Below are 26864 nucleotides of genomic sequence, written 5' to 3'. Positions count from 1 at the left end.
ACTAAAAACCACGATCGTTATTTCGATTTAGTTATAACCATAGGTCTACAAAGATTTTTGAGACCTATAGAGCAGCGGGTAAACTACGCAACCTTTTTGCGCTTACCCCGCAGTTTGAAGACCCAAAAGGTTTCCCGCGTGATCAATTTCCAACAGGTCCATAAGGCGTACCACGTCAATGGCCAAGCGATAACGGCGCTACAGCCGACCGACTTGAACATCGCCCGTGGCGAAGTGTTCGGCATTATCGGCCACTCCGGTGCCGGTAAAAGTACCCTGCTGCGCTTGATCAACCGCCTGGAAGAACCTTCCGGTGGGCGCATCGATATCGATGGTGAAGAGGTGACCGCGCTGGACGCCAATGGTTTGCGCGGTTTTCGCCAGCAGGTCGGAATGATTTTCCAGCACTTTAACCTGCTGTCATCAAAAACCGTGGCCGACAACGTGGCCTTGCCACTGAAGTTGGCTGGCAAGTTGTCAGGCGCCGATCTCGACAAGCGAGTCGCGCAATTGCTCGCCCGTGTTGGCTTGAGCGACCATGCCAAGAAATACCCTGCGCAATTGTCGGGCGGTCAAAAACAGCGTGTCGGCATTGCCCGCGCATTGGCCACCGAGCCAAAAATCCTGCTCTGCGATGAAGCCACCAGCGCGCTAGACCCACAAACAACGGCGTCGGTCCTGCAATTGCTGGCCGAGATCAACCGCGAACTGAACCTGACCATCGTGCTGATTACCCATGAAATGGATGTCATCCGCCGGGTTTGCGATCGGGTTGCGGTGATGGATGCCGGGGTTATTGTCGAGCAGGGGCCGGTGGCGGACGTGTTCCTGCATCCGCAGCACAGCACAACCAAGCGCTTTGTGCAGGAGTCCGAGCATGTCGATGAACAAGAACAGCACGATGACTTTGCCCATGTTGCAGGCCGTATCCTGCGCCTGACCTTCCAGGGGGAATCCACATACGCTCCCTTGCTTGGCACTGTTGCCCGCCAGACCGGGGTTGATTACAGCATTCTTGCTGGTCGTATCGATCGCATCAAAGATACCCCATACGGCCAGTTGACCCTGGCCCTGACCGGCGGCGATCTGGAGGCGGCGATTGCCTGCTTTGCCGCGGCCGACGTTCACCTGGAGGTGCTGCGCTAATGGAAAGCCTATTCCCCAACGTAGACTGGGTCGAAATCTGGCAGGCCAGCCTTGATACCCTGAGCATGCTCGGCGGCTCGCTGCTGTTTACCGTATTACTGGGTCTGCCGCTTGGCGTGCTGCTGTTTCTGACCAGCCCACGGCAGATGTTCGAGCAAAAAGCCTTCTACGGCCTGCTGTCACTGCTGGTCAACGTGCTGCGCTCGGTGCCCTTTGTGATCTTGCTGATTGTGATGATCCCGGCAACGGTGCTTATCACCGGCACTTCACTGGGTGTGGCCGGGGCTATTCCGCCCTTGGTTGTCGGTGCAACGCCATTTTTCGCCCGGTTGGTCGAAACGGCTTTGCGCGAAGTGGATAAAGGCATTATCGAGGCGACCCAGGCGATGGGCGCAACCACCCGGCAGATTGTGGTCAACGCGCTGCTGCCCGAAGCATTGCCGGGTATCTTTGCGGCGATAACCGTGACCGCAATTACCTTGGTTTCCTATACCGCAATGTCCGGCCTGATCGGCGGTGGCGGGCTTGGCGACCTCGCGGTGCGCTACGGCTACCAGCGTTACCAGCCTGATGTGATGATGGTCACCGTGGTGCTATTGCTGGTGCTTGTGCAGATTCTGCAAAGCGTTGGCGACAAGCTGGTGGTGCATTTTTCACGTAAATAATTGCAGCAAACGCGACCTGTTTGCCAAGAACCAACAGAACAGTGCGGTTATCAGCCGCCGCTTAACATCCCACAAGGAGATATATGATGAAAAAGTTGCTCGTTGCTGCTTTCGCAACCTTCGCGGCCTTTGCCGCCCAGGCTGAAACCCTGAGCGTAGCGGCCACTGCCGTACCGCATGCCGAAATCCTCGAGTTCGTTAAGCCAACCTTGGCCAAAGAAGGTGTTGACCTGGATATCAAGGTATTCACTGACTACGTCCAGCCAAACGTACAGGTTGCTGAAAAGCGCCTGGATGCCAACTTCTTCCAGCACCAGCCTTACCTCGATGAGTTCAACAAAAGCCGTGGCACCAAGCTGGTAAGCGTTGTCGGCGTTCATGTTGAACCCTTTGGTGCTTATTCAACCAAGTACAAGAGCCTCGACGAATTGCCGCAAGGCGCCACAGTGGTTATCCCGAACGATGCAACCAATGGCGGTCGCGCGCTGTTGCTGCTGGAAAAAGCCGGCCTGATCAAGCTCAAGGACTCAAGCAACATCCTGGCGACGCCCAAGGATGTGGTTGAGAACCCGAAGAACATCAAGTTCCGTGCTCTCGAAGCCGCCACCCTGGCACGTGTTCTGACTCAGGTCGACCTCGCGCTGATCAACACCAACTACGCCCTGGAAGCCAAGCTCAACCCAACCAAGGACGCGCTGGTGATCGAAGACAGCAACTCGCCATACGTAAACAACCTGGTTGCCCGCGAAGACAACAAGGACAGCCCGGCCATGCAGAAACTGGCCAAGGCCCTGAACAGCCCAGAAGTCAAAGCCTTCATCGTTGAAAAATACAAAGGCGCAATCGTTCCAGCGTTCTAATCTGATCGCTGCAACCCCATGCCTTGAAAGCCGCTCCCTGAGAGCGGCTTTTTTGTTGGTAGCGTACTCTACGTTCAGTTGTGGGCAGGCGTGTATGCCGGGGTCAGGCACTCAAGCAGGCAATCGAGTGCTGGCTGGCGCTGGGCGCGACGCAGCAGGGCTACCAGTTCGCGGTGAAAGGTCAGCGGGCCCAGTTCTATGACGCGCAATTGCGTGGGCCGTTGCAGCCACAGGCCCGCACGGGGGATCAGTGATACGCCCATGCCGTTCTCAACCATCCGGACTATGGCTTCCAGCTCGTCCAGCTCCAGGGTGTCGCGAGTATCAATCTGCTGTTCGCGTAAGAACCTGCTCACCAGCCTGCCGCCAAACGAGCGTCGCTCATAGCGAACGAAAGGCTGTTCGGCGAGTATTTTCAGCGGCTCATCGACCTCGACTGACAGAGGGGTTATCAGTACGAATGGCTCACGGGCCAGGCTGACTTCGAGCAGTTCCTTGGGTAGGTCGAATGGCGGTTTGATCAGCAATGCCAGGTCGATTTCGCCTGCATCGATCTGGCCAAGCAGGTTCAAGGAAACCCCAGGGATGATCTTGACTTCGACCTGCGCCGCCTGGGCTCGAAAGCTTGGCAAGGCATCAGGCAGCAAGCCGGTCTGCACGCTGGCAATCGCCCCGACTTTCAACTCGCCGCGCCATTCAGCCAAGGCTGTTGGCAGGGCCATTTGTGCATAAAGCCCGAGCATTTGTTCCGCCAGCGGCAGCGCATGCCGGCCAGCGGCATTAAGCACGGCCGCGCGACCGCTGCGGTCAAACAAACGCAGGCCCAGCCCTTGCTCAAGTACACGCATTTGCGCGCTCACCGCCGATTGAGTCAGCCCCGCGTGCTGACCTGCCGCGGCGAAGGTGCCGTACTTTGCAACCAGCAAAAAGGTTTTCAGCTCGCGAAGCATGGACGTCTCGATTGATCAATTTAATTTGAGGTTGAGCGCAATAATATTCGCTTTTAATCACTTTTACTGTAGCTAAACTGAGGCGACTGGCTTACCTCAACAGGACATCTGCATGGCTCTCGCTCCGTTCCACCTGGCTATTCCGGTTTATGACTTAAAGGCTGCCCGGCACTTCTATGGTGAAGTCTTTGGTTGTCCAGAAGGTCGTAGCAGTGATCACTGGGTTGATTTCGACTTCTTTGGCCATCAGTTGGTCATCCACGAAAGCCCGAAGACAGACTCGCAAAGCCACGCGCAAAGCAATCCAGTCGATGGCCATGACGTGCCGGTGCCGCATTTTGGCGTGGTATTGGGCTGGCAGGATTGGGAGCAACTGGCACAACGCCTGCGCGAGCGGCAGACCGAGTTCGTGATCGAGCCTTATGTGCGTTTCAAGGGGCAGGTGGGTGAACAGGCGACCATGTTCCTGTTTGACCCTTGCGGTAATGCGCTTGAGTTCAAGGCCTTCAAGGACCTGTCGCAGATGTTTGCCAAATGATGAGCAACTGATCGCGCAGGGGCAAACTGCACGGTGTTTGCCCCTGGCGACTTTTAGTCTTTTTGCATTAGCAACTCAGGCAGTTGCGCCGCAAGTTTCTGGTTATTCAGCGGGGCGCGAATGAAGCCGCGCTGCCTGCCATCCGGGCCTACAATCACCAGGTTGCCGCTGTGATCAACGGTGTAGTTGGGCTTGTTGGTGTCGGCTGGAATAAATGGAATGCTGACGCCGTTGGCGAGTTTTTCGATGGTCTTTTCTTCGCCGGTCAAGCCGGTGAAGCTGGAGTCAAAGTAACCAAGGTATTTCTTCAGTTGTTCCGGCGTATCGCGATGTGGGTCAACGCTGACCAGCACGACGCGCAAATTATCCACAGCCTCTTTGGGCAACATTTTTTTCAGTTCGCGCAGTTCGGCCAGTGTGGCCGGGCAAATGTCCGGGCAAAAGGTGTAGCCGAAAAACAGCAGGCTCCATTTGTCCTTGAGCTGCGAGGTCTTGAATGGCTTGCCATTCTGGTCAACCAAGTCGAGGGTCGGCACGTCACGACCTTGAGGCAGTAAGACGATACCCGCATCGAGCAGCTTGGTTGGGTCAGCCTGGGCTTTGCTGTTAAGCACTTTGTTTACAGTGAGCCCCAGTACCAGGGCGATGACAGCGACAAGAACAAAAACGGTAGTCTGAGTACGGGTCATGGCACCAAAATCTATAGGTTGAAGAACAAGTAGTGATCCACCAACAAGGCGATAAACAACAGGAACAGGTACCAGATACTGTACTTGAAGGTGTTGATCGCTGCGTGCGGTTTGCTGTCACGGTACAACACCACCGACCACTGGAGAAAGCGTGCGCCCAGAATGACCGCGCAGACCAGGTACAGCAGACCGCTCATGTGGATTGCGTAAGGCAGCAGGGTAACGGCGAACATCATGCAGGTGTAAAGAATGATGTGAATCTTTGTGTAGTGTTCACCGTGTGTGACCGGCAGCATCGGGATATCGGCCTTGGCGTATTCCTCTTTGCGGTGAATGGCCAGGGCCCAGAAGTGCGGTGGTGTCCAGGCGAAGATAATCAGCACCAGCAGTAACGGCTCGGCACTGATATGCCCGGTGACTGCAACCCAGCCAAGCAGCGGTGGTGCCGCGCCAGCCAAACCTCCTATAACGATATTTTGCGGCGTCGCACGCTTGAGAAAACCGGTATAGAGCACTGCATAACCGAGCAGCGAGGCCAGGGTCAGCCAGGCGGCCAGCTCGTTGGTAAATGCCAGCAACAGCAGCATTCCGCTAACGGCCAGTACTAATGCAAAGCTCAGCGCCAGTAACGGCGACATGCGTCCGGAGGTGACTGGGCGCTTGTGGGTGCGCGCCATGATCGAGTCGATTCGCCGGTCGACCACATGGTTCACTGCGGCGGCAGCGCCTGCGCACAAACCAATGCCCAGGTTGCCGAAAATCAATACCTGCCAGGTCACGCCCGCCCGCGTCGCGAGAAACATACCGACCAGCGAGGTGATCAGCATCAGCACCACGACACGGGGTTTGGTCAACTCGAGGAAATCTCTCCAGCTAAGGTGTCCGGCCTGTTCGCGTAATAGAGTTGCCATGGGGTGACTCCTTCTACTTATTCCGATGCGTTAGACGGCTGTACGCCGCCTGATTTGCGCAGTAAAACCTTCTTCGATTGCGATTCGCCTGCCCGCGGTTGCCGGTGCGCGCACGCGGTAATTAACCAGGATCATGCTCATCAGCAGTACCGCGCCGCCAGCGTTGTGCGCTACAGCGACCAGCAGCGGCAGGTGGAAAATGACATTGCTGATGCCCAGGCCAACCTGCATGGCCAGGGCGACTAAAACCCCGCCAGCCAGGCGCCTCAGGCCCGCAGCGCGTAGACGCCAGGCCAAAAGCATAAGCATGCAGGTGACGAGCAGGGCGCCGATCCGGTGAGTCATGTGAATCGCGGTGCGCGCATCACTGTCGAGCTGACCGCCAAGATAGTTAGGGCCAATGTGCTGGCTGAGATGAAAGCCATTGGCGAAATCCATCGCTGGCCACCATTCGCCGTGGCAGCGGGGCAGGTCGACGCAAGCAACTGCAGCGTAGTTACTGCTGACCCAGCCGCCGAGTGTGATTTGGCCGATAACCAAGGCCAGTGATGCGCCTGCAAGCCACCTCAACTGGGGTGTGATCGAAGGGATCAGCGGCGCCTTTCCCGATAGTCGCAAGGTCAACAGGAACAACAGGCTCAAGGTGGCGAAGCCGCCTAGCAAATGCAGGGTGACCACTTGTGGCCACAGCTTGAGAGTGACAGTCCACATGCCAAAGGCCGCTTGCACTATCACCAGGCCAAGCAGCAGTAACGGCAGCTTCAGCGGTTGCGCCTGTTGCCCCTGTTGTCTCAAGGCGTGTACCGCCAAGCCCAGAATCACCAGGCCGAGGGTGCCGGCAAAGTAGCGATGGATCATTTCTGCCCAGCCCTTGGCGACTTCGACCGGTGCTGCCGGGAATCGTGACTCTGCCAGCCCTTGCGCGTGTTCGCTCATGGGTACGCCGATAAACCCGTAGCAACCGGGCCAGTCCGGGCAGCCCAGCCCTGAATGACTAAGGCGCGTGTAGGCGCCAAGCATCACCACAACGGCTGCAAGCAAGGTGGCGAACAATGCAAAGCGATAGCCCGGTTTAGTCATCAAGCACACTCCTAAGTGCAAATCTGCTTTCAGCCAATGCGCGACAGTTTGAGCAAGTGCTGCAGGTCTTTCAGTGTTTCTTTACCGTTGTTGCTGTTGTCATAACGCAGCACCAGATTGCCGTGTGGGTCGACAATCCACAGCTGTGCTGCTTCGGTTTTGGCGTCGGTCTGGCGCAAGGTTTTCTGATAGGCGGAGAGGTCCAGCGAATGCTGGGTGAGTTGTGGGTATTCGCGTTTGAGTTGATTGTCGTAATCGCTGCTAACCGGCTGGCTGGTGGCGAGCGTATGGGTTGCTCGCGTGGCATCGCGGTTAAGGCCGATATTGATTTGGCGGGCGAGGAACACCAGCTTCTTGCAATCATCTGCGCAGGCGTTTGGTGCAGTTACCAGTAACTGCCAGCGTTTGTCTGCGGCGTCGCTGATGCCGAGGCTCTGGAGATTTTCCCCGTTACCCAGTAGCTCGCCGTGGTAATTGCGGCTCTCCGGTACCCAGAAGTTGCCGTAATACATGGCCGTTGCCAGCACCATGGGGCCAATCACTATGGCCAGTATCAGGAGCAATTGCAGGCGCCCGGTGAACCTGTTGTTCGGTGCGGTATCAGGCATGGTGATGCTTGGGTTCATTGTGCGGCTCCCGTGCGTTATGCACACCTAGGTAAATGAATAGTCCGAGCAACGTCAGGGCCATGGCAAACCACTGCACGGCGTAGCCGAGATGTTTGTCTGGACTCATCGAGACCACTGGCCACTGGGTTTCAAACGCAGCTGGACCGGGTTCGATTCGCAGCTCGGCAGCCAATCCGGCTCGCCCGAGTTGTTGCCACAGGGCTTTTGCGTCGACCTTGGTGATCAGTTTTGGCCAGGCACTGCTGGCGGCGACATCCTGTAGTTGCAGGCCATCGCCCAGGGGCTGATACACCGATGCATTGAGTTGTAGCTGTGAGTCCGGCGTGCTGAATGCTGGGGTTACGCGGCGGTCCGGCCATGGCAGCCAGCCGCGATTGAGGAGCACCCACAAGCCACTGGCCTGGTCGTAAAAGGGTTGCAGCACTTCAACGCCTGCATGGCCGTCGCGAATGCGGTTGTCCAGCAACAGGCTGTGGTTGCTGTCGAATGAGCCCTGCAATTTAACCCGCACGTAGGCGGTGTCAGTCAGGCCTTCAAGTTGGTTAAGGCTGATGGGAGCTGCGACTTCCTGCAGTTGATGGGCGGCGAGCATTTGCCGTTTTTGTTCGGCGCGGTCAAGCTGCCAGAAGCCCAGGGCAACCAGCACGGGCAGCAAGACCAGCACTGCTATGCTGGGAATAGCGCCCGGACGAAAGCCGCTCATGACGTCTGCCCGAGTAATCTGGCGGAGCTGGCTATACTGCTGGTTGAGCGCATTTATCTCCCCCCGGAGCCTTAAAGGAGTCACGCATGCTCAAAGCCGCGATAATCCTTCTCTTGCTTGCGACCTTGGTCAGCTTGTTCAGCGGCCTGTTCTTCTTGGTCAAGGATGAAGGCCATGGTTCGCGAGTGGTCAATTCGCTGACTGTCCGGGTTAGTTTGACCGCTGCAACCGTAGCGCTTATCGCCTGGGGTTTTTACAGCGGCCAGTTGGTCAGCCATGTCACCTGGTGATTCCCGCATTCATGGGCCTTGTACCGCCAAGTGCCCAGCACTTGGTCAGAGCACGTAGACGAAGATAAACAGGCCGAGCCAGACCACATCCACGAAGTGCCAGTACCAACTGGCAGCTTCAAACCCAAAGTGTTTCTCCGGGTTGAAGTGGCCCTTCATAATTCGCATCAGCATCACGAATAGAATCAGCGCGCCCATGGTGACGTGGGCGCCATGGAAGCCCGTGAGCATAAAAAATGTGGCGCCATAGATCCCCGAGCCCAAAGTCAGGCCCAGGTGGTTGTAGGCTTCGTAGTATTCGTAGGCTTGCAAGAACAGGAAGGCCACACCGAGTACCACTGTCAGTGCCAGCCAGGCTTTTAGCGCGCCGCGCTTGTCCTTTTTCAGGGCATGGTGAGCGAAGGTCACGGTGAAGCTGGAGCTGACCAGCAAGATGGTGTTGATCAATGGCAGGTGCCAAGGATCAATCACACCGCTTGGTGGCGGGAACAGTTTTGGATCGGGGGTGTGCAGCAGCGGCCAGCTGAACTGGAAGTTCGGCCACAGCATATTGGCAACGCCTTTTGCACCTTCACCGCCAAGCCAGGGACCGGCAAGGTTGCGAACATAGAACAGCGCGCCGAAGAATGCGGCAAAGAACATCACCTCGGAAAAGATGAACCAACTCATGCCCCAGCGGAACGAGCGATCCATCTGCGGGCTGTACAGGCCACCACGGCTTTCCTTGATCACGCTGCCGAACCAGCCAAACAGCATGTAGGCGAGGAACAAGCCGCCAATAAAGAAAATCAGTGGACCGTGGGAGTCAGGGCGTTCGGCAGACATGTCATTGAACCAGGTGCCAACACCGAAGACGCTGATCAGCATGCCAAGCGTAGCAATGATCGGCCACTTGCTTTGCGAGGGGACGTAATAGGTTTCGTGAGACGCCATCTTTGTTCTCCTTATTTAAGGCGAAACTACGCTCATTACTTGGGGCTGACCTGCGCGACGGGTGGTACGCGGTCAGTGACATCAAACAAGGTGTACGCCAGCGTCAAGTGATGCACGTCGGCGGGTAGGTCTTTATCAACGATAAATCGCACCGGCATTTCGATTCGTTCGCCGGGTTGGAGTATTTGCTGGCTGAAACAAAAGCATTCGGTCTTGTGGAAATACGCGGCCGCATTGGACGGTGCAATGCTTGGAATGGCTTGAGCCGTCATGGGTTTATCCGTTGGGTTACTGGCCACGAACAGCATCTGGTTGGTGCCGCCGGGGTGCACGACGAGATCATCGGCCATTGGCTTGAATTCCCAAGGCATGTCGATATTGTTGGTGGCCAGGAACTGAACCCGCACTTCGCGCGCGCTGTTTTCAACTTGGGCGCCTTCATACGCAGCGCCGCTGGTTTTGCCATTGATGCCGAATGCCTGGCACATCACGTCATAGATCGGGACCAGGGCAAAACCAAAGGCGAACATGCCCACCACCACGCCTAACAGGCGAAGTACAAGACGGCGGTTGGGCATTGGGCTGTTCATGGGAGCTCCTTATTTGACTTCAGGTGGCGTGCTGAAGGTGTGGTAAGGCGCAGGCGAAGGAATGGTCCACTCCAGCCCATCCGCACCATCCCAAGGCTTGGCTGGCGCAGGCTTACCGCCGCGAATGCACTTGATCACAATGAACAGGAACAACAACTGGGTGGCGCCGAACATGAATGCGCCAATGGAGGAGATCATGTTGAAGTTGGCGAACATCAGGTTGTAGTCCGGAATCCGCCGTGGCATGCCGGCCAGGCCGACGAAGTGCATGGGGAAGAACGCCATGTTCATGCCGATGAAACTCATCCAGAAATGCAGCTTGCCGAGGGTTTCGTCATACATGTGTCCGGTCCACTTGGGCAGCCAGAAGTACGCCGAGGCAAAGATGCCGAAGATCGCGCCGGGCACCAGTACATAGTGGAAGTGCGCCACCACGAAGTAGGTGTCGTGATACTGGAAGTCGGCCGGTGCAATCGCCAGCATCAGCCCGGAAAAGCCGCCGATGGTGAACAGGATGACGAAAGCCACGGCGAACAGCATCGGCGTCTCGAAGGTCATCGAGCCTTGCCACATGGTACTCGCCCAGTTGAACACCTTGACCCCGGTGGGCACGGCAATCAGCATCGTGGCATACATGAAGAACAGTTCGCCGGTCAGCGGAATACCGACGGTGAACATGTGGTGCGCCCAGACGATAAACGACAGGAAGGCAATCGAGGCTGTCGCGTAAACCATCGAGGTATAGCCGAACAGCGGCTTGCGCGCGAAGGCCGGGATGATCGAGCTGACGGCGCCAAATGCCGGCAGGATCATGATGTACACCTCGGGGTGGCCAAAGAACCAGAACACATGCTGGAACAACACCGGGTCACCGCCGCCAGCTGCGCTGAAGAAGCTGGTGCCGAAGTGAATGTCCATCAGCATCATGGTCACCACACCCGCCAATACCGGCATCACCGCGATCAGCAGGAAGGCGGTGATCAGCCACGTCCAGACGAACAGCGGCATTTTCATCAGGGTCATGCCCGGTGCACGCAGGTTGAGGATGGTCGCGATCACGTTGATCGCGCCCATGATCGAGCTGACCCCCATCAAGTGAATGGCGAAGATGAAGAAGGTTACGCTTTCGGGCGCGTAGGTCGTCGACAATGGCGCATAGAAGGTCCAGCCAAAGTTTGGCCCGCCGCCCGGCATAAACAAGGTGCTGACCAACAAGGCAAAGGCTGCGGGCAGCAACCAGAAGCTGAAGTTGTTCATGCGCGGCAGGGCCATGTCTGGGGCGCCGATCATCAGCGGAACCATCCAGTTGGCCAGCCCGACAAACGCCGGCATTACTGCGCCGAATACCATGATCAGGCCGTGCATGGTGGTCATTTGGTTGAAGAATTCGGGCTGCACGATTTGCAGGCCGGGCTGGAACAACTCCGCACGAATGACCATGGCAAAGCTACCGCCAAGCAGGAACATGGCGAAGCTGAACCATAGGTACATGGTGCCAATATCTTTGTGGTTGGTGGTCAGTACCCAACGCATCAGGCCTTTAGCGGGGCCGTGGTGATGGTCATGCCCTGCATGACCGTGGTCGATCACTGCACTCATGTCATTGCTCCTCGGCTTGCTTGAGCTCTAGCACTTCTTTTGGGGTGACCATATCGCCCACCTTGTTGCCCCAAGCATTACGCTCATAGGTAACGACGGCAGCGATATCGACTTCAGACAGTTGTTTGCCGAAGGCGGCCATTGCCGTACCAGGTACGCCATGGAAAACCGTGCTGAGGTGATTCTCTTTTGGCCCCGTGGCGATTTTCGAGCCATCCAGTGCCGGGAACATAGGCGGCAAGCCTTGGCCTTCAGGCTGGTGACAGGAGGCGCATGTGGTGTGGTAGATCTTGTCGCCGCGCGCCACCAGCTCTTCCAGGGTCCAGTCTTTCTTGGTCAGCTCTTTGAGCTTGGCTGTCTCGGCTTTCTTTTCAGCCAGCCAGTCTTCGTAGTCAGTCTTCGACTTGGCCTCGACCACAATCGGCATGAAGCCATGGTCCTTGCCGCACAGTTCGGCGCATTGGCCGCGGTAGATTCCTGGCTGCTCAATGCGTGTCCAGGATTCATTGATAAAGCCGGGGATCGCATCCTTTTTCACCGCCAGCGCGGGCACCCACCAGGCGTGGATAACGTCGGCGGAGGTGATCAGAAAGCGAATTTTTGCGCCCACGGGCACCACCAGTGGCTGGTCGACTTCAAGCAGGTAATGCTCGCCCTTGTCGGCCTGGTTGTGGATTTGCTCGGAAGGTGTCGCCAGGTTGCTGAAGAACTCAACATCCTGTCCAAGATACTTGTAGTGCCATTTCCACTGGTAGCCGGTGATCTGAATGTCGACATCTGATTCGGAGGTGTCGTAGATGTCGATCAGGGTCTTTGTGGCGGGGATCGCCATCAATACCAGGATCAGCAAGGGCACTACTGTCCAGAGAATCTCGACCGTGGTGCTCTCATGGAAGTTGGCGGGTACTTGGCCGGTGGAGCGGCGGTGAATAAACATCGACCAGAACATCGCGCCAAACACGATGACGCCGATGACCACGCAGATCCAGAAGATGGTCATGTGCAGATCGAAGACAGTGCGGCTTACCTCGGTGGCTCCTGGCGTCATGTTCACCGTCCAGCTCGCCTCAGCGGTGCTGAACGCCAAACACAGCAGTAGCCCCATCCAAACACGTGGATGTCGCGACATCGCGGGTTCCCCTTATGATTCTTGTTATCCCGCCGGCGAAGCCCGCGGCAAAGGGATCAACTGCCAAGCCCAGGCGCGTGTCAACGGCCTGGGTCTGTAGCAACAACTGTCAAGCCCTCTCCGTGCCGAAGCCCGTCCGGTTCCATCAAGCAGTGCCTATCGCTCTGGAGTATAGTCGGCGACTAGCAGCCCGCAATGTGAAAGCTGAAATGGTTGAGACTTCGCAAGGCAGGTCCCAAACCCCACGGACGGCGCGGCTTTGCAAAAGCTACCAGGCAATCGTTATAGCGGGCTGGTATAGAAATTTTTGGGTTTATGACAATCGCGTCTTAGACTAAAGCAGACAGCAACTAGGGTTGCATGGGTCTGTTTGCCCTGGGAATCGGCGAATGTCGAAGCATCTGTAATCGTTTGGATCCGTTCTTGTCTATGGAGTGACTACCCATCAGCAGTTGATTGCCGAGCCAGATAGTTATTGGCCTGCTCGCTGCCAATATAAGTACTAAGGCCCTCGCTAGAAGGAGCTGCCATGAACACCCCTGCTTTACGCGAACTTATCAACAAAGCGCTGGAACATGAGGCGAACACCGGCCAACTGGCCACGCAGTTGAAGACGAAACTCAAAGATATCCACCCATCGATCCGCTTACCTGAAGCCAATCCTCTGGCGGTTCTTATCGGCTTTGTGACGGCTTATATCGAAGAGGTGCCGCAAGTCATCGATGCTGCGACACAGGTTGCGCGCGAGGCTGGTATAGAGGGCCGGATAAAGCCGGTGCTCAAGGTCGCCGAACAGTTTTTCCTACAACCGCCCGAACTAATGTCTGGACATGAAGGACTTGATGGTTTGCTCGACGAGGCCTACTTGGCCCATCGCCTGGTTGAGGAAGTGAACGACCTGTATATCGCGCACCTTGGCCAGCCGCTGATTCCACTGGATACCACGGTTGCCAACCTCGTCGCCCATCAACTGATCGGCGAACCCTTTGCCAATCAACTGGATGAAGCTGTGCATCGCACGGTCATGGGCATGCTCGACAAAGACAGCTTCAAGCAGGACTCTGTCGTGGCTTATCGCGAGCGCTTGGGTGCGCCGACAACCGAAGCCGCCTGGAAGCGCTGGCCGTGTTTCTCTGAGCAGCTAGGGGTTGAGCTGGTGCTCGATGGGCAGCGCACTACCCAATAGAACGTCGGCGATAACCCTGGTTTAAAGGGTTATCGCCGTTCTTTCGCCAACAGAACAACGGTTTGTCGATCAGTCGTGACGGTAGCGGGCGCGCGGTGTTGCCAGGGGCATTGGGCCTTCATCAATCGAGCGGAACTCGCCCAGCTCGGCGTCATAGGCGACGATCTCACTGGTCTCGATATCGTAGACCCAGCCATGGACAAAGAGTTGGCCACTGGCGATTTTGGCTGCCACTGAAGGGTGGGTGCGCAAGTGATCGAGTTGCGCCAACACGTTTTCCTTGGTCAACAAGCCCAGCGTGGTGTGGTGGTCAACGCAGCCGCAATTTTCTGTGACTACCGTTTTCGCCACTTCGGCATGACGCAACCAGGCCTTGACCGTTGGCATGCGCTCCAGGGATTCGGGGTTGAGCACTGCCTTCATTGCGCCGCAGTCGGAATGGCCGCAAACAATGATGTGGTGCACATTGAGCGCCATCACCGCAAACTCGATCGCCGTTGAAACGCCGCCCATCATCTGCCCATAAGGCGGTACGACGTTGCCGACGTTGCGTGTGACGAACAGGTCGCCCGGGTTGGTCTGGGTAATTAGCTCTGGAACGATGCGCGAGTCGGCGCAGGTGATGAACATGGCGCGTGGGGTTTGCTCATGCGCAAGCTTCTTGAACAGTTCCTCTTGTTGAGGAAAGACTTCCTTACGAAAGCGCCGGAAGCCTTCAACAATATACTGCAACGCCTCATCAGCACTTTCAGTATGCGCGGCGTCTACTTGTTTTTTATCCATGCTACCAACCTCGGAAACCACAGGAATATCGAAGCCCGCCGGCTCAGGTCATCATCCGCCGGTTTATCAGGCCACTACTGGACAGCCAAAAAAGACTTCAAGTCACAACTTTCAGGTGAATGTTCTGACAGCTGAGTCTAGCGGTCTACTGCATCAAGAAAAATGCTTTTTTGTAACCTCGCTAGCGCTCCGCAAATGGCCTGGGCAAGTATTTAGAGGCCCTCGACTTCGGCCAGCAGGGGCAAGTCCGGGCCTGTACGCGAGCAGGTAATTGCAGCTGCGCGCACGGCCAGCTTGAGCATGGCGTCTATCTGTTCGCGCCTGATATTGGCCAAGGCCCTGGGCGAGTCCAGCTGGTTACGCTGCAGGTAGGCGAGCAGTGCGGCCTGAAACGTATCGCCGGCGCCCACCGTGTCGCGGATGGGTACTGAAGCTGCCGGCACGCTCCAGTGACCATGTTGATAGCTGAATACGCTTGCACCTTGTTGCCCGCGGGTTAGAAAGACCAACTGGCAGCGTTCGCTGAGCCAGCTGTTGACCAGTGCTTGAGGCTCTTGGCCTGGGTACAGCAAGTCGAGGTCTTCATCGCTGACCTTGATCATGTGTGCGTAGTTGACGAAGGTTTCAACACTGAGTCGCCACAGCGCCTTATCGGGTTGTGGATTAAGCCGAACATTGGGGTCGTAGCTGATCAGGCGCTGCGCGGGTTGGTCCTTGATCAACTCGAGCAAGGTATCTGCCACTGGCAACACCACCAATGAATAGGAACCGATGTGAATGCCGCGTACCTGCGGGTCGAGCTGTGGCAGGTTTTCGCTGTACAACTGCCGGTCGGCGCAGCCTTCACCGCGAAAGGAATACTGTGGCGAACCCTGTTGATCAAGCCCCACCATGGCCAGTGTAGTGGGTGCGTCCGAGCCCACCAGATACTGATCAACCACGCCCTCGTCGGCCAGCACCTTGCGCAAACGCAGGCCAAGGTAGTCCGTCGAGATGCCTGTGAACAAGGCTGCTTCGGCGCCAAGACGGCGCAAGCCAATCGCCACATTGAAGGGTGAGCCACCGGCGACTGCCTTGAATGCGACCTCGCCATTGCGTGGGCTGGGTTCAACACTAAAGAAATCGAACAAGGCCTCGCCACACACCAGATACATAAAAGACTCCCGCAGTTGCGCAGCTCAGTGCCACACGCAGATAAAGTGCTTGGCCAGCGGATTTGGTGACCAAGCGACCAGGTTGAAATGGATCAGGTAAACAATTATCGAATCGCCTTGATCGCTAGGGAACCCCTGGGTTGACGGCCAGTTCGGTTTCAGAGGCTGCCAAGCCGCGCGAGGTAATCTTGATAGACTTTTTCATACTGGGCACTGCGCAGTGGATTCGGGTGAGTGCTGGTGCGCTGGTCAAGGTGTACGCAGGCATTGCAAAGCTGTTCCAGGGACACCGCGTCGCCTCCTACGCACCAGGCAGCCTGGATCGCCGCGCCAAGTGCTGCCGCCTCGGTGTGTTCAGGGCACACCAGCGGCGTAGCCATGATGTCGGCAACGGCCTGGCGCCACATGGGGCTTTTTGCGGCGCCGCCAATCAAGCGGATATCCTGGCTCTGAATACCGCTGTCACGCAGCAGGTCAAGGCCATAGCGCAAGCTGAACAATGTACCCTCGACCACTGCCCGGCATAGGTTGGCACGGTTCAGGTTTTCGCTGGTCATGCCGCTCAGGCTGGCTGTTGCATGGGGCAGGGCAGGCACACGCTCACCGTTGAAGTACGGCATCATCCGTATGCCCTGGGCACCAATTGGTGCGGCCTCGACCAGGTCGGAAAACTCATCCAGGTTGAGTTCCAGCAGGTTTTGAATCAGGCCGCTGGCGCTGGTGAGATTCATGGTGCAGATCAACGGCAGCCAGCCTCCCGATGACGAACAGAAAGCCGCCACTTGGGGATGTGGGCTGATTACCGGTTGGTCGTCATAGGCATATAAAGTCCCCGAGGTGCCGAGGCTCATGGTGATTGCACCTGGGCGGATATTGCCGGTACCGATTGCGCCCATCATGTTGTCACCGCCACCGCTGGCAACCACGACACCGGGATTCAACCCCAGGCGCTTGGCTGCCTCTGCCCGCAAGCTGCCGACCGGCTGGTTGGAGTCGATCAGTCCAGGTAATGCCTTGACCAGGCGCCCTGTCGGATCCATATGCTCCAGCAGTTCGGTGTCCCATGTTCGCGTGCGGATGTTGAAGTAGCCGGTGCCCGAGGCATCGCCATATTCGCTGCAGCAACGCCCGGTCAGCCAGTAATTGAGATAGTCGTGGGGCAGCAGGATGTGTGCAATACGGGCAAAGAGCTCGGGGTGATTGCGTTGTGTCCAAAGCAATTTGGACAGGGTGTAACCGGGCGCAATCGCTACGCCCAGGCGTTCGATGGAGCCGGATTCGCCGCCCAGGATGTCGAGCAGCTCCTGGTTTTCGGCGGCTGACTCGGTGTCGCACCAGAGCTTGGCAGGTCGCAGTACTGTGCCCTGCTCATCAAGCAAGACCAAGCCATGCTGCTGGCCTGAAACCGCCATGCCCCGGATGGCTTGGCCAGAGATACCAGCTTGCTGCAATGCGCCATGGGTGGCCTGCTCAAGCGCTGCCAGCCACTGATCAACCTCTTGTTCGCGGCGTCCGTTGGCTCCACTGATTAGCTGGTGTACAGCACTGCCCTGGCCCAAAACCTCGCCCGTGTCAGGATTGAGGATCAGTGCCTTGGTACCTTGGGTGCCGCAATCGATACCTAAATACATGGCTGTCCCTCTTGTCTATGCAGTCGCTTGGGCTTGCTCGGCCGGGAGGCGACAGGGTGCTTTCGGCAAGTTTTACGATGCCTATGGCTGGGGTGCCCGAGCATGCTTGGCATAACGCCTCGTCTATCGAGCATCTGCAAGCAGCGCTTGCAAGGTGCCGCTCACACCCAGCGTGCGCAGGCGATGCAGGTTGCGCTCAAAGGCCTGGACAAATGCCGGCGAGGCAGCGAGCTTTTTACCGAAGATGCTCTCGGCGCCTAGAACGCGTTCGGTCAAGCACGCATCATCGCTAACCAGGCTGCGGCAATAGTCGGCTCGCGGATCGATAATGCGGTAGCGTTCGCCCTGTTCATCAACCTCTTTCAGGTACAGCGCCCACGCCGCCACGACCAGCGCGACAGAGTCCAGTGGCTTGTCTTCGGCGATCAGCTGGTTAAGGGTCGGCACGATAAATTTCGAGAATTTTGACGAGCCATCCGAGCACACGCGCTCAAGCTGGTCGGCAATTGCCTGGTTGGAAAAACGCTCAATCAAGGTGTCTATGTAGATACTCAGGTCGATGCCCGGCACCGGCGCCAACTGTGGTGTTACATCGACATCCATAAAGCGGCGAATGTAGTCGCGTATCAAGCTGTCGTCCATGGTCTGGTGGACGAAGCGATAGCCCTTGAGAAAGCCCAGGTAGGTCAGCGCCAGGTGGCTGCCGTTGAGCAGCTTGATCTTCATGTCTTCATAAGGCGTGACATCGTCGGTGAACTGTACGCCGACTTTTTCCCAGGCTGGCCGACCGTTGCAGAACTTATCTTCCAGCACCCATTGCACAAAAGGCTCGCAGACCACTGGCCAGCCATCTTCGATGCCGTGTTCAGCGGCGAGTTGTTGGCGGTGGCTGGGCTTGGTCATGGGAGTAATGCGGTCGACCATGGCGTTGGGGAAACTGACGTGGGTATCAATCCAGTTGGCCAGATCGTGATCGAGCAGGTGAGCAAAACTGAGCAGCGCCTTGCGTGAAACCGAGCCGTTATGGGGCAGGTTATCGCACGACATCAGGGTGAAAGCAGGAATATTGTCGGCACGGCGCCTGGCCAGCGCCGCGCAGAGAAAGCCAAAAATGCTGCGCGGTGATTGCGGGTGGGCAAGGTCATGCTGGATGTCCGCCAGTTCGGACATGAATTCACCCGTGCTGTCATCCATGCAATAGCCGCCTTCGGTGATCGTAAGCGAGACAATCCTCACCTGTGGATCACTAAGCTTGTCGATCAAGGCCTGGGGTGAGTCCTCGGCCAAGAGCATGTTGCGGATCGAACCAATCACGCGGATCTCAGCGCCAGGTTCATCCGCCAGCTGGATCAGGGTGTAGAGATGATCTTGTGCGGCCAAGGCGTCACGCATTGCACGGTCTTCGGCGCGCAAGCCGACGCCACAAATACCCCACTGGGCAGCTTCGCCCTGGTTGATCAGGGCATCGGTGTAGACTGCTTGATGCGCCCGATGAAAGCCGCCGACACCGATATGGACGATGCCTTCGGAGGCAACCTGGCAAACTTCGCTAGGACGGCCAATATCAGCGGCAAGCCTTGATAAATTCTGGCGATTGAGTTTCATCGGGGTTCCTTAGCAAGCCGCTTAAGCTGCAGATTGAATGCGTTTGTCGATGGCCTTGCCGCTGTCGTCAAACAGGTGGCAATGCGCGGTGTCGAAGCTCAAATCCAGGGTTTCGCCGAATTTAGGCGCGAAGTCACCCCGTACTCGCACGGTGAGCATTTCTCCCGACTGGCTGCGGACGTGGCAGTAGGTGTCGCTGCCAAGGCGTTCGCTGACATCGGCGGTGACGCTGAGCAGGCCTTCACCAGCCGGTACGATATTTATGTGCTCGGGGCGTATGCCCAGGGTCACTTTGCTGCCAGGGGCCAGCGCTGTTGCCAGTGGCAGGCTGATATTGGCTCGAGCATCAAGCTTGACCTCACACGCATTGGCTGCGGTCTGGCCCAGGTTTCCGGTGAGAAAACCCATGGTTGGCGTGCCAAGGAAGCCGGCAACGAACAGGTTGGCGGGATGGTGATAAAGCTCAAGCGGTGAGCCGACCTGCTCGACGCGTCCGCTGTTCAGCACCACCACCTTGGTTGCCAGGGTCATGGCCTCGACTTGATCGTGGGTGACGTAGATCATCGTTGCTTGCAGGTCCTGGTGCAGGCGCGCCAGTTCCAGGCGCATCTGCACGCGCAGGGCCGCATCGAGGTTGGACAGCGGCTCATCGAATAGGAATATCTTCGGGTTGCGCACAATTGCCCGGCCAATGGCCACGCGTTGGCGCTGTCCGCCTGACAGTTGCTTGGGCTTGCGTTCCAGCAAGGGGTCGAGTTCGAGGATGCGCGCAGCGTTTTCAACTTTGTCTTTAACTTCCTGCTTGGGCGCACCCGACAGGTCGAGGCCGAATGACAGGTTTTTACGTACTGTCATGTGCGGGTATAGGGCATAGGTCTGGAACACCATGGCCAGGTCGCGCTTGGCCGGGGCGACTTCGGTAATGTCCTTGCCGTCCAGCTCAATGTTGCCGCTGCTGACATCTTCCAGGCCGGCGATAAGGCGCAGTAGGGTCGACTTACCGCAGCCCGACGGCCCGACAAACACCACGAATTCACGGTCATGTATATCCAGGTCAATGCCCTTGATGATCGAAAACCCTTCAAACGCTTTTTTCAGATTGCGTACTTTTAGATCAGCCATTACAGAATCCTTTTGTTATTTGACGGCGCCGAAGGACAGGCCACGCACCAGTTGTTTCTGGCTAATCCAGCCAAGTATCAGGATCGGCGCACAGGCCAGGGTCGAAACGGCTGAAAGCTTGGCCCAGAACAAACCCTCGGGGCTTGAGTAAGAGGCGACCAAGGCGGTCAGTGGCGCGGCTGCGGAAGAGGTCAGGTTGAGTGACCAGAACGCCTCGTTCCAGCACAGGATCAGTGACAGCAACATGGTCGAAGCCAGTCCGCCACGGGCGATTGGCAGCAATACACGGCTGATTTCCTGCAGCGTGGTTGCGCCATCCAGGCGCGCGGCTTCAAGGATGTCGACCGGGATATCCTTGAAGTAGGTGTAAACCATCCAGATCACGATCGGCAGGTTGATCAGGGTATAGATCACAATCAGCGCCAGGCGTGAGTCCAGCATGCCCAGGCTTTTGCAGATCAAGTAGATCGGCATCAGGACACCCACCGGCGGGAGCATCTTGGTCGACAGCATCCACAGCAGGGTGCCCTTGGTGCGCTTGGTCTCGAAGAAGGCCATCGAGTATGCCGCAGGCACCGCAACCAGCATGCACAAGGCGGTGGCGGCAAACGAGATCAGCACCGAGTTCCAGGCATAGCTGAAATAGTCGCTGCGATCATTGATGTGCAGGTAGTTTTCCAGGGTCGGGGTGAAGATGAATTGCGGCGGCGTGGCAAACGCGGCCAACTCGGTCTTGAAGCTGGTCAGCACCATCCAGAAGATCGGGAAGAAGATCAGCCCGGCAATCAGCCAGGCGGCGCAGCCCACCAACAGGCTTTGCAGGCTACGCTTTTGTTTTAGGGTCAGCATGGTCTGGTCCTCACTGTTTGTCGGTGAGGCTTTTACCGATCAATCTGATCAGCACTAGCGCCGCAATGTTGGCGATCACAACCGCGATCAAGCCGCCCGCCGATGCCATGCCGACATCGAATTGCAGCAACGCCTGGTTGTAGATCAGGTACGCCAGGTTGGTCGACTCAAAGCCTGGGCCACCGCTGGTCGTGGTGAAGATTTCGGCGAAGATCGACAGCAGGAAGATGGTTTCAATCATCACCACCACCGCAATCGGACGCGCCAGATGGGGCAGTGTCAGGTGCCAGAAAATCGCAATTGGACCCGCGCCTTCCAGGCGTGCCGCTTCTTTCTGTTCCTGGTCAAGCGACTGCATGGCGGTCATCAGCAGCAGGATCGCGAAGGGCAACCATTGCCACGAGACAATCATGATGATCGAGAACAAGGGGTGTTGGGCCAGCCAGTCCACGGGCTGGGCGCCGAAGAACTTCCACACCGCCGCAAGGATTCCCGAGACGGGATGGAAAATCAGGTTTTTCCACAGCAGCGCGCTCACCGTCGGCATGATGAAAAAGGGTGAAATCAGCATCACCCGGACTATGCCGCGTCCCCAGAACTCGCAGGCCTCAAGCAGTGCTGAAATCAATACGCCGAACACCACGCTGATCAGCAATACGCTGCCGACCAGCGTCAGGGTGTTCAAGGCGCCCGGCATAAAGCCTGGGTCGGTCAAAAAGTATTCAAAGTTTTCCAGCCCGACAAAGCTCTCTTCGTCCGGGTACAGCAGGTTGTAGCGGATGGTCGAAAAGTAGAGGGTCATGGCCAGTGGCACGACCATCCAGAGCAGCAACAGCAGCACCGATGGGCTGACCAGGAACCAGCCAATTTTCAAGCCGCGCTTGCGGGACTTGGTTTGGGTTGCTGGTGGGGAGGTATCGAGAGCCGAAGTAGTCATGGCAACTCCAGAAGTGAGCAGGGTGAACAACGCCCGGCCCGGCGCCATACGAGCGCCGGGGCGGGTACTGCCGAGGAGGAATTACTTCAGGTAGCCGGCGCGTTTCATCTGCCGTTCAGTGGCGGTCTGGGCGCCTTGCAGTGCCTGCTGCACGCTCATGCCTCCGGTCAAGGCGGCGGCAAACTGCTTGCCAACCTGTGTGCCAATGGCCTGGAACTCGGGAATGGTCACCAACTGCACGCCGACATAGGGCACCGGCTTGAGTGTTGGCTTGTTGGGGTCAATCGACTTCAAGGATTCAAGGGTGACCTTGGCAAAAGGCGCTGCTGCCATGTACGCATCTGTGTAGGTTGATGCGCGCGTGCCAGGCGGCACATTGGCAATACCGTCGGTCTTGGCAACCAGTTCGGAGTAGGCTTTTGACGTTGCCCACATGCTGAAGGTTTTAGCGGCGTCTTTTTCCTTGGAACTGGTCGGGATGGCCAGCGCCCAGGAATACAACCAGGACGAACCTTTGCTGGTTGCTTGAATCGGCGCAAAGGTAAAGCCCACATGGTCGGCCACTTTGCTCTGGCTCTTGTCGGTAACAAATGAACCAGCCACGCTGGCGTCTACCCACATCGCGCACTTGCCGCTGTTGAACAGTGCAAGGTTCTCGTTGAAGCCATTGCTCGATGCGCCTGGAGGGCCGTATTTGCTCAGGGTGTCGACGTAGAAATTCAGTGCGCTTGTCCATTCACTGCCGGTGAATTCAGGTTTCCAGTTCTCGTCAAACCAGCGCGCGCCAAAGGCGTTGGCCACCGTGCTGATCAGCGCCATGTTTTCACCCCAACCCGCTTTTCCGCGCAGGCAGATGCCGTATTGGTCTTTGTCCGGGGCGTGCAGTTTGGCGGCAAAATTTGCCATTTGCGTCCACGTCGGGTGTTCGGGCATTTTCAAACCCGCATCCTTGAACAGGTCTGTGCGGTAATAGGTGATTGAGCTTTCAGCGTAGAACGGCAAGGCGTACAGCTGCCCCTTGACTGACAGGCCGTCGCGAACCGATGGAAATATATCCTCGGCGTCATACTCGGCGCTGAGGTCGGTCATGGGTTCGAGCCAGCCTTTGGCCCCCCACAGCGATGCTTCATACATGCCGATGGTCAACACATCAAACTGGCCGCCCTGGGTGGCGATATCAGTGGTCAGGCGTTGGCGCAAAACATTCTCTTCGAGCACTACCCACTTGAGCTTGATGTCGGGGTGTTCTGCCTCAAAGGTTTTTGACAGGCGCTGCATGCGGATCATGTCGCTGTTATTGACCGTGGCAATCGTCAGCGTTTCAGCTGCCAGGGTTAAACCAGGCAATGCAAGGCAAGCAGTAGCAGCTAATGCCAGAGATAATTTATTCATTTATCGACTCCGCTTCTGCCACCGTCCTGGCCACAGAAGATCGCTATTATTTTTGTCGTGCTCGTCCCGATTACACCGCTGCGAAGGCGGTATAACAAATCCTTGTCTGCACAGTTACTGATACTTTTTTGCACTTGCCGTGCATTGGCTTAATAAAGAAAAGTCAATGAAAGCCAGTGCCTAAAGGAGGTTGCGTTGGGTTTGCTGTTTTTGCGGGGTATAAATCAGTACAGGTTTTGTTCAGAAAGACGATGCACAACCAGCTTTCTGTAACGCGAAGGTGTCATGCCCTTGAGCTGCTGGAAGCGGCGGTTAAAGTTGGAGATGTTGCTAAAGCCCGATTCGAAGCACACGTCGGTGATGGGCTTGTCACTGCGGCTGAGCAGTTCGCACGACTTACTTACCCGCAGACGATTAACGAACTCAACGAAGCCACGGCCTGTGGCCTGTTTGAAAAAGCGCGAGAAGTAGGTTGGGGTCATGCCGAGGGAGGTCGCCACATCGTCCAGGCTTATTTCCTGTGCGTAATGGCCAAAGATGTAATCCACGGCAAGGCTGATCCTGTCGACATGGCTCTCATCCGCCAGTTGCGAGGCAGTAACCCCGGATAACAACTGGTAATCCTCGGTCTCGGCCAGCAGCTCAAGCAAAATCAAAAAGTGCCCGAGCCGCTTGATGCCTTGTGATTGGGCAATGCAGCCCATCAGTTGCCTGGCTTGAGCAATCACCTTCGGATGATGGAACTCAATGCCATATTCAGCCCGCGCCAATAATGGCATCAGGGTTTTCAGCTCGGAAAACACGCTGGTTCCGCTGCCAAGCACCTCATGGGTGAAGTTGACCAGCATGTCGCGGTCCCGTACCTCCTGCTCGGTTTCGTCGAGCTGGCTGATCCAGTTGTGCGGCAGGTTCGGGCCGGTCAGGAACAAACTATTGGGGCCAAAGTTACCGATGTAGTCGCCAATGAACACTTTGCCGGAGCTGGCGGTAATCAGGTGCAGTTCGAACTCCTTATGGAAGTGCCAGCGCACCAACGGGCTTGGAAAACCATGCTGTCGGTAGATCAGCGAATGACCGCCATGGTCGTCCATCAGCTCATAGGAAGGGTCTGTAACACGGGCAATGCGAGTCATGGTTGCTTGGGTTATCCAACGCTGGCCTGGCGGGTTGTAGGTCTTTTTTGTAGCACAGTCTGTGTGACCGCGTTTACCCCGCGCAGTTTTACAGCAGTGCCAATTGCCCGCCGGGGGGGCAAAACTGAGAACAATCCAGCTTGAAATCGCCTCGCTGGTTCAAGCCAAAGCGCTTTATGGCCAAGGCAAAGCGCTTGGCGATCAGCTCGGCAAAAGCACCTTCGCCACGGAAGCGGTGGCCAAAGCGGCTGTCGTACAGCTCTCCGTCGCGGCTTTGCCGGATCAGGCTCAATACGTGCTCAGCGCGCTGCGGGTAATGTGCGTGCAGCCATTCTTCAAACAGCGGGGCGACTTCGCGCGGCAAGCGCACGAACATATAGGATGCGCTTTGCGCGCCCGCTTGCTTGGCTTTCTCGAGCAGGCTTTCCAACTCCATGTCATTGATCATCGGGATCATCGGCGAGCACAACACCCCGACCTTGATACCCTGCTCACGCAACACGCCTATGGCCCGCAAGCGCGCCGCAGGGGAGGCCGCACGGGGTTCCATGATGCACTTCAACTGGTTATCCAGGGTGGTCAGGCTGATCATTACGGCGACCAGACGTTGCTTGGCCAACTCAGTGAGAATGTCCAGGTCGCGCAGGATCATCGAGCCCTTGGTGACTATGGTCACCGGGTGGCGATAGCGCAGCAGCACTTCGAGGGTTTTGCGCGTGAGCATATGCTGGCGCTCGATCGGCTGGTAGGGGTCGGTATTGGCGCCAAGGTTGATTGGCGCACAGCGATACCCAGGCTTGCTCAGCTGTTGTTCAAGCAATGCCACGGCATTGGTCTTGGCGATGAGCTTGGTTTCAAAATCGATGCCCGGCGACATATCCCAATAGGCGTGGCTGGGCCTGGCGTAGCAATAAATACAGCCGTGCTCACAGCCGCGATAGGGATTGATTGAGCGATCAAAAGGCAGGTCCGGCGACTGGTTGCGGGTGATGATGCTCTTGGCGGTTTCCAGGCGCACTTCGGTTGCAGCGCTGGGCGGCACTTCCTGGAACCAGCCGTCGTCAGTCGCGATGACTTGCGTTGGTGCAAAACGGTTGAACGGGTTGCTGGCCGTACCACGACCGCGCGGAGGTAGAGAGGCTGACATCGCAAGGTTCCATGCACAAGAGTGGGCTGACTACACCGATAGCTGTATATTTATACAGTTAAAAGTGCAGTCAAGCCAAGCCTCTTTATGCGGCGCTGATCAGCGGTTCCTCGGGCCAGGGCATATGGCTAGCGCACCAAAGGTGGCTCTGTGTCCAGGCTTTCGACTTCCTCCGGGCGCCGCGCATAGCGTTGCGCGAGCACGGCACAGACCATGAGCTGGATCTGGTGGAAAATCATCAGTGGCAGGATCAACAAGCCAATGGTGCTGCCGGCAAACAACACCTGGGCCATTGGCACGCCGGTGGCCAGGCTTTTCTTCGAGCCGCAGAACACAATGGTGATGCGGTCTTCCTGGTTGAAGCCAAACCATTTGCCCAGCAAGTGCGTGCCGAGCAGCGAAAATGTGAGCAGTACGCAGCAGGCAAATACCAGCCAGGCGAGCTCGACCAGCGGCACCTGATGCCACAAGCCCTCGATGACCGCCGCCCCGAATGCGGTATAGACCACCAGCAGAATAGAGCCTTGATCGACAAACTTGAGCCAGCTTTTATTGCGCCCCACCCAGTCACCTATCCAGCGTCTGGCTACCTGGCCGGCCACGAATGGCACCAACAACTGCAAGGTGATCTTGCCGATGGCATCAACTGTCGAGCCGCCATCACCATGAACGTTCATCAGCAATGCGACCAGCAACGGGGTGAGAAAGATGCCAAACAGGCTTGATGCCGCGGCGCTGCAAATGGCGGCGGGAATATTGCCGCGTGCCAGCGAAGTAAAGGCAATGGCCGATTGCACCGTTGCCGGTAGCGCACAGAGATAAAGCATGCCCAGGTACAACTCGTTGCCGACCAGGGGCGAGAGCACGGGTTTGAGCGCCAGGCCCAGCAACGGGAACATGATAAAGGTGCAGGCGAACACCAGCAGATGCAGGCGCCAATGGCTGGCTCCGGCCAGGATCGCCTGGCGAGACAGCTTGGCGCCATGCAGGAAAAACAACAGGGCAATGGCCAAGTTGGTAATCCAGCCGAAGGCAACCGCCGTCTGACCGCTTGCGGGCAACAGGCTGGCGATTGCGACGACAGCGATCAAGGCGCAGGTGAAATTATCGGGCATGAAGCGCTTGAGTGACATGTTCGAATCTCGTACTTGCAGACAGGTTGAGGCAAACACTACCCTGTTCGCAGCTTTCCGACTAACGCCAAAGAGCCAGC

27 protein-coding genes are annotated in these 26864 nt (G+C 57.1%); 6 read left to right on the top strand and 21 right to left on the bottom strand.

Annotation, left to right across the window (positions count from 1 at the left end):
* Nucleotides 1-138: 138 nt before the first annotated feature.
* The 3 genes from CHB79_RS11675 (at nucleotide 139) to CHB79_RS11665 (ending at nucleotide 2671) form a co-directional block, all read left to right on the top strand.
* Nucleotides 139-1146, top strand: a complete 1008-nt coding sequence (locus tag CHB79_RS11675) for a methionine ABC transporter ATP-binding protein (protein WP_089360347.1) — start codon at nucleotides 139-141, stop codon at nucleotides 1144-1146.
* Nucleotides 1146-1811 (top strand): methionine ABC transporter permease, encoded by a 666-nt coding sequence (locus CHB79_RS11670; protein WP_010488056.1) that lies wholly within the window; start codon nucleotides 1146-1148, stop codon nucleotides 1809-1811. Before CHB79_RS11675 ends, CHB79_RS11670 begins: the two co-directional genes overlap by 1 nt.
* Before the next feature lie 86 nt (nucleotides 1812-1897).
* The gene (locus CHB79_RS11665) at nucleotides 1898-2671 is read left to right on the top strand and encodes a MetQ/NlpA family ABC transporter substrate-binding protein (RefSeq protein ID WP_089360048.1); all 774 of its coding nucleotides are present in this window, start codon (nucleotides 1898-1900) and stop codon (nucleotides 2669-2671) included.
* A 74-nt stretch (nucleotides 2672-2745) separates the two neighbouring features.
* Here the strand turns inward: CHB79_RS11665 and CHB79_RS11660 are convergent, their stop codons facing one another.
* Nucleotides 2746-3621 carry a LysR family transcriptional regulator gene (locus CHB79_RS11660; RefSeq protein WP_089360047.1) on the bottom strand — a complete coding sequence of 292 codons (876 nt, stop codon included), beginning with the start codon at nucleotides 3619-3621 and terminating at the stop codon, nucleotides 2746-2748.
* 112 nt (nucleotides 3622-3733) lie between these two features.
* On the opposite strand from CHB79_RS11660, the gene CHB79_RS11655 reads away from it, so the two are divergent.
* Nucleotides 3734-4159 carry a VOC family protein gene (locus tag CHB79_RS11655; protein ID WP_089360046.1) on the top strand — a complete coding sequence of 142 codons (426 nt, stop codon included), beginning with the start codon at nucleotides 3734-3736 and terminating at the stop codon, nucleotides 4157-4159.
* Nucleotides 4160-4212: 53 nt separating this feature from the next.
* Here the strand turns inward: CHB79_RS11655 and CHB79_RS11650 are convergent, their stop codons facing one another.
* The 5 genes from CHB79_RS11650 to CHB79_RS11630 are packed head-to-tail and all read right to left on the bottom strand — an operon-like array spanning nucleotide 4213 to nucleotide 8171.
* Nucleotides 4213-4848 (bottom strand): SCO family protein, encoded by a 636-nt coding sequence (locus CHB79_RS11650; protein ID WP_089360045.1) that lies wholly within the window; start codon nucleotides 4846-4848, stop codon nucleotides 4213-4215.
* Between the two features lie 11 nt (nucleotides 4849-4859).
* Complete coding sequence (cyoE, locus tag CHB79_RS11645; RefSeq protein ID WP_089360044.1) at nucleotides 4860-5759, bottom strand: heme o synthase; 900 nt, start codon at nucleotides 5757-5759, stop codon at nucleotides 4860-4862.
* 30 nt (nucleotides 5760-5789) lie between these two features.
* On the bottom strand, nucleotides 5790-6839 hold the full coding sequence (locus tag CHB79_RS11640; protein WP_089360043.1) for a COX15/CtaA family protein: 1050 nt from the start codon (nucleotides 6837-6839) through the stop codon (nucleotides 5790-5792).
* Nucleotides 6840-6868: 29 nt separating this feature from the next.
* A complete protein-coding gene (locus CHB79_RS11635; RefSeq protein ID WP_089360042.1) occupies nucleotides 6869-7465 on the bottom strand; it encodes a hypothetical protein in 597 nt (198 codons plus the stop codon).
* Complete coding sequence (locus tag CHB79_RS11630) at nucleotides 7440-8171, bottom strand: SURF1 family protein (RefSeq protein ID WP_089360041.1); 732 nt, start codon at nucleotides 8169-8171, stop codon at nucleotides 7440-7442. The genes CHB79_RS11635 and CHB79_RS11630 overlap by 26 nt, the downstream gene beginning before the upstream one ends.
* Nucleotides 8172-8257: 86 nt before the next feature.
* Here CHB79_RS11630 and CHB79_RS11625 point away from each other — a divergent pair, with 86 nt between their 5' ends.
* Nucleotides 8258-8461 carry a twin transmembrane helix small protein gene (locus CHB79_RS11625; protein ID WP_089360040.1) on the top strand — a complete coding sequence of 68 codons (204 nt, stop codon included), beginning with the start codon at nucleotides 8258-8260 and terminating at the stop codon, nucleotides 8459-8461.
* A gap of 45 nt (nucleotides 8462-8506) precedes the next feature.
* On the opposite strand, the gene CHB79_RS11620 is transcribed toward CHB79_RS11625, so the two are convergent.
* Genes CHB79_RS11620 through coxB form a run of 4 tightly spaced genes read right to left on the bottom strand, consistent with a single transcriptional unit; the run spans nucleotide 8507 to nucleotide 12712 of the window.
* Nucleotides 8507-9394, bottom strand: a complete 888-nt coding sequence (locus CHB79_RS11620) for a cytochrome c oxidase subunit 3 (RefSeq protein ID WP_010488076.1) — start codon at nucleotides 9392-9394, stop codon at nucleotides 8507-8509.
* A gap of 35 nt (nucleotides 9395-9429) precedes the next feature.
* A complete protein-coding gene (locus tag CHB79_RS11615; RefSeq protein WP_089360039.1) occupies nucleotides 9430-9984 on the bottom strand; it encodes a cytochrome c oxidase assembly protein in 555 nt (184 codons plus the stop codon).
* Nucleotides 9985-9993: 9 nt separating this feature from the next.
* A complete protein-coding gene (gene ctaD, locus CHB79_RS11610; protein WP_089360038.1) occupies nucleotides 9994-11583 on the bottom strand; it encodes a cytochrome c oxidase subunit I in 1590 nt (529 codons plus the stop codon).
* Between the two features lies 1 nt (nucleotide 11584).
* Entirely contained in the window at nucleotides 11585-12712 is a 1128-nt protein-coding gene (gene coxB, locus CHB79_RS11605; protein WP_176443182.1) for a cytochrome c oxidase subunit II, read from the bottom strand.
* 529 nt (nucleotides 12713-13241) lie between these two features.
* On the opposite strand from coxB, the gene CHB79_RS11600 reads away from it, so the two are divergent.
* Entirely contained in the window at nucleotides 13242-13898 is a 657-nt protein-coding gene (locus CHB79_RS11600) for a hypothetical protein (RefSeq protein WP_089360036.1), read from the top strand.
* A 69-nt stretch (nucleotides 13899-13967) separates the two neighbouring features.
* Here the strand turns inward: CHB79_RS11600 and CHB79_RS11595 are convergent, their stop codons facing one another.
* The 11 genes from CHB79_RS11595 to CHB79_RS11545 form a co-directional block, all read right to left on the bottom strand.
* Entirely contained in the window at nucleotides 13968-14681 is a 714-nt protein-coding gene (locus CHB79_RS11595) for a carbonic anhydrase (protein WP_089360035.1), read from the bottom strand.
* A gap of 212 nt (nucleotides 14682-14893) precedes the next feature.
* Nucleotides 14894-15835, bottom strand: a complete 942-nt coding sequence (locus CHB79_RS11590) for a carbohydrate kinase family protein (protein ID WP_089360034.1) — start codon at nucleotides 15833-15835, stop codon at nucleotides 14894-14896.
* Between the two features lie 158 nt (nucleotides 15836-15993).
* Complete coding sequence (gene xylB, locus CHB79_RS11585; RefSeq protein WP_089360033.1) at nucleotides 15994-17466, bottom strand: xylulokinase; 1473 nt, start codon at nucleotides 17464-17466, stop codon at nucleotides 15994-15996.
* 123 nt (nucleotides 17467-17589) lie between these two features.
* A complete protein-coding gene (locus CHB79_RS11580) occupies nucleotides 17590-19071 on the bottom strand; it encodes a mannitol dehydrogenase family protein (protein WP_089360032.1) in 1482 nt (493 codons plus the stop codon).
* A 21-nt stretch (nucleotides 19072-19092) separates the two neighbouring features.
* A complete protein-coding gene (locus CHB79_RS11575; protein ID WP_089360031.1) occupies nucleotides 19093-20193 on the bottom strand; it encodes an ABC transporter ATP-binding protein in 1101 nt (366 codons plus the stop codon).
* A gap of 15 nt (nucleotides 20194-20208) precedes the next feature.
* The gene (locus CHB79_RS11570; RefSeq protein WP_089360030.1) at nucleotides 20209-21042 is read right to left on the bottom strand and encodes a carbohydrate ABC transporter permease; all 834 of its coding nucleotides are present in this window, start codon (nucleotides 21040-21042) and stop codon (nucleotides 20209-20211) included.
* 10 nt (nucleotides 21043-21052) lie between these two features.
* Nucleotides 21053-21979, bottom strand: coding sequence for a carbohydrate ABC transporter permease (locus CHB79_RS11565; protein ID WP_089360029.1), 927 nt, complete (start codon nucleotides 21977-21979; stop codon nucleotides 21053-21055).
* Between the two features lie 81 nt (nucleotides 21980-22060).
* A complete protein-coding gene (locus tag CHB79_RS11560; RefSeq protein ID WP_089360028.1) occupies nucleotides 22061-23371 on the bottom strand; it encodes an ABC transporter substrate-binding protein in 1311 nt (436 codons plus the stop codon).
* Nucleotides 23372-23595: 224 nt separating this feature from the next.
* Nucleotides 23596-24504, bottom strand: coding sequence for an AraC family transcriptional regulator (locus CHB79_RS11555; protein WP_089360027.1), 909 nt, complete (start codon nucleotides 24502-24504; stop codon nucleotides 23596-23598).
* A gap of 88 nt (nucleotides 24505-24592) precedes the next feature.
* Nucleotides 24593-25651, bottom strand: a complete 1059-nt coding sequence (locus tag CHB79_RS11550; protein ID WP_010488107.1) for a PA0069 family radical SAM protein — start codon at nucleotides 25649-25651, stop codon at nucleotides 24593-24595.
* A gap of 128 nt (nucleotides 25652-25779) precedes the next feature.
* Complete coding sequence (locus CHB79_RS11545; protein ID WP_089360026.1) at nucleotides 25780-26784, bottom strand: bile acid:sodium symporter family protein; 1005 nt, start codon at nucleotides 26782-26784, stop codon at nucleotides 25780-25782.
* Nucleotides 26785-26864 lie beyond the last annotated feature (80 nt).

Source organism: Pseudomonas segetis (genome assembly GCF_900188155.1).
GTDB classification, from domain to species: Bacteria; Pseudomonadota; Gammaproteobacteria; order Pseudomonadales; family Pseudomonadaceae; genus Aquipseudomonas; species Aquipseudomonas segetis.
This window is presented reverse-complemented; position numbering and strand designations above follow the sequence as displayed.

Coding starts and splice junctions, on each gene's coding strand:
- CHB79_RS11545 (WP_089360026.1), bottom strand. CDS start 26,784: ATGTCACTCAAGCGCTTCATGCCCGATAATTTCACCTGCGCCTTGATC.
- CHB79_RS11640 (WP_089360043.1), bottom strand. CDS start 6,839: ATGACTAAACCGGGCTATCGCTTTGCATTGTTCGCCACCTTGCTTGCA.
- CHB79_RS11590 (WP_089360034.1), bottom strand. CDS start 15,835: ATGTATCTGGTGTGTGGCGAGGCCTTGTTCGATTTCTTTAGTGTTGAA.
- CHB79_RS11570 (WP_089360030.1), bottom strand. CDS start 21,042: ATGCTGACCCTAAAACAAAAGCGTAGCCTGCAAAGCCTGTTGGTGGGC.
- CHB79_RS11620 (WP_010488076.1), bottom strand. CDS start 9,394: ATGGCGTCTCACGAAACCTATTACGTCCCCTCGCAAAGCAAGTGGCCG.
- xylB (WP_089360033.1), bottom strand. CDS start 17,466: ATGTATTTAGGTATCGATTGCGGCACCCAAGGTACCAAGGCACTGATC.
- CHB79_RS11630 (WP_089360041.1), bottom strand. CDS start 8,171: ATGAGCGGCTTTCGTCCGGGCGCTATTCCCAGCATAGCAGTGCTGGTC.
- CHB79_RS11625 (WP_089360040.1), top strand. CDS start 8,258: ATGCTCAAAGCCGCGATAATCCTTCTCTTGCTTGCGACCTTGGTCAGC.
- cyoE (WP_089360044.1), bottom strand. CDS start 5,759: ATGGCAACTCTATTACGCGAACAGGCCGGACACCTTAGCTGGAGAGAT.
- CHB79_RS11650 (WP_089360045.1), bottom strand. CDS start 4,848: ATGACCCGTACTCAGACTACCGTTTTTGTTCTTGTCGCTGTCATCGCC.
- CHB79_RS11635 (WP_089360042.1), bottom strand. CDS start 7,465: ATGAACCCAAGCATCACCATGCCTGATACCGCACCGAACAACAGGTTC.
- CHB79_RS11655 (WP_089360046.1), top strand. CDS start 3,734: ATGGCTCTCGCTCCGTTCCACCTGGCTATTCCGGTTTATGACTTAAAG.
- CHB79_RS11615 (WP_089360039.1), bottom strand. CDS start 9,984: ATGAACAGCCCAATGCCCAACCGCCGTCTTGTACTTCGCCTGTTAGGC.
- CHB79_RS11555 (WP_089360027.1), bottom strand. CDS start 24,504: ATGACTCGCATTGCCCGTGTTACAGACCCTTCCTATGAGCTGATGGAC.
- CHB79_RS11595 (WP_089360035.1), bottom strand. CDS start 14,681: ATGGATAAAAAACAAGTAGACGCCGCGCATACTGAAAGTGCTGATGAG.
- CHB79_RS11565 (WP_089360029.1), bottom strand. CDS start 21,979: ATGACTACTTCGGCTCTCGATACCTCCCCACCAGCAACCCAAACCAAG.
- ctaD (WP_089360038.1), bottom strand. CDS start 11,583: ATGAGTGCAGTGATCGACCACGGTCATGCAGGGCATGACCATCACCAC.
- coxB (WP_176443182.1), bottom strand. CDS start 12,712: ATGTCGCGACATCCACGTGTTTGGATGGGGCTACTGCTGTGTTTGGCG.
- CHB79_RS11600 (WP_089360036.1), top strand. CDS start 13,242: ATGAACACCCCTGCTTTACGCGAACTTATCAACAAAGCGCTGGAACAT.
- CHB79_RS11670 (WP_010488056.1), top strand. CDS start 1,146: ATGGAAAGCCTATTCCCCAACGTAGACTGGGTCGAAATCTGGCAGGCC.
- CHB79_RS11580 (WP_089360032.1), bottom strand. CDS start 19,071: ATGAAACTCAATCGCCAGAATTTATCAAGGCTTGCCGCTGATATTGGC.
- CHB79_RS11550 (WP_010488107.1), bottom strand. CDS start 25,651: ATGTCAGCCTCTCTACCTCCGCGCGGTCGTGGTACGGCCAGCAACCCG.
- CHB79_RS11575 (WP_089360031.1), bottom strand. CDS start 20,193: ATGGCTGATCTAAAAGTACGCAATCTGAAAAAAGCGTTTGAAGGGTTT.
- CHB79_RS11560 (WP_089360028.1), bottom strand. CDS start 23,371: ATGAATAAATTATCTCTGGCATTAGCTGCTACTGCTTGCCTTGCATTG.
- CHB79_RS11665 (WP_089360048.1), top strand. CDS start 1,898: ATGAAAAAGTTGCTCGTTGCTGCTTTCGCAACCTTCGCGGCCTTTGCC.
- CHB79_RS11660 (WP_089360047.1), bottom strand. CDS start 3,621: ATGCTTCGCGAGCTGAAAACCTTTTTGCTGGTTGCAAAGTACGGCACC.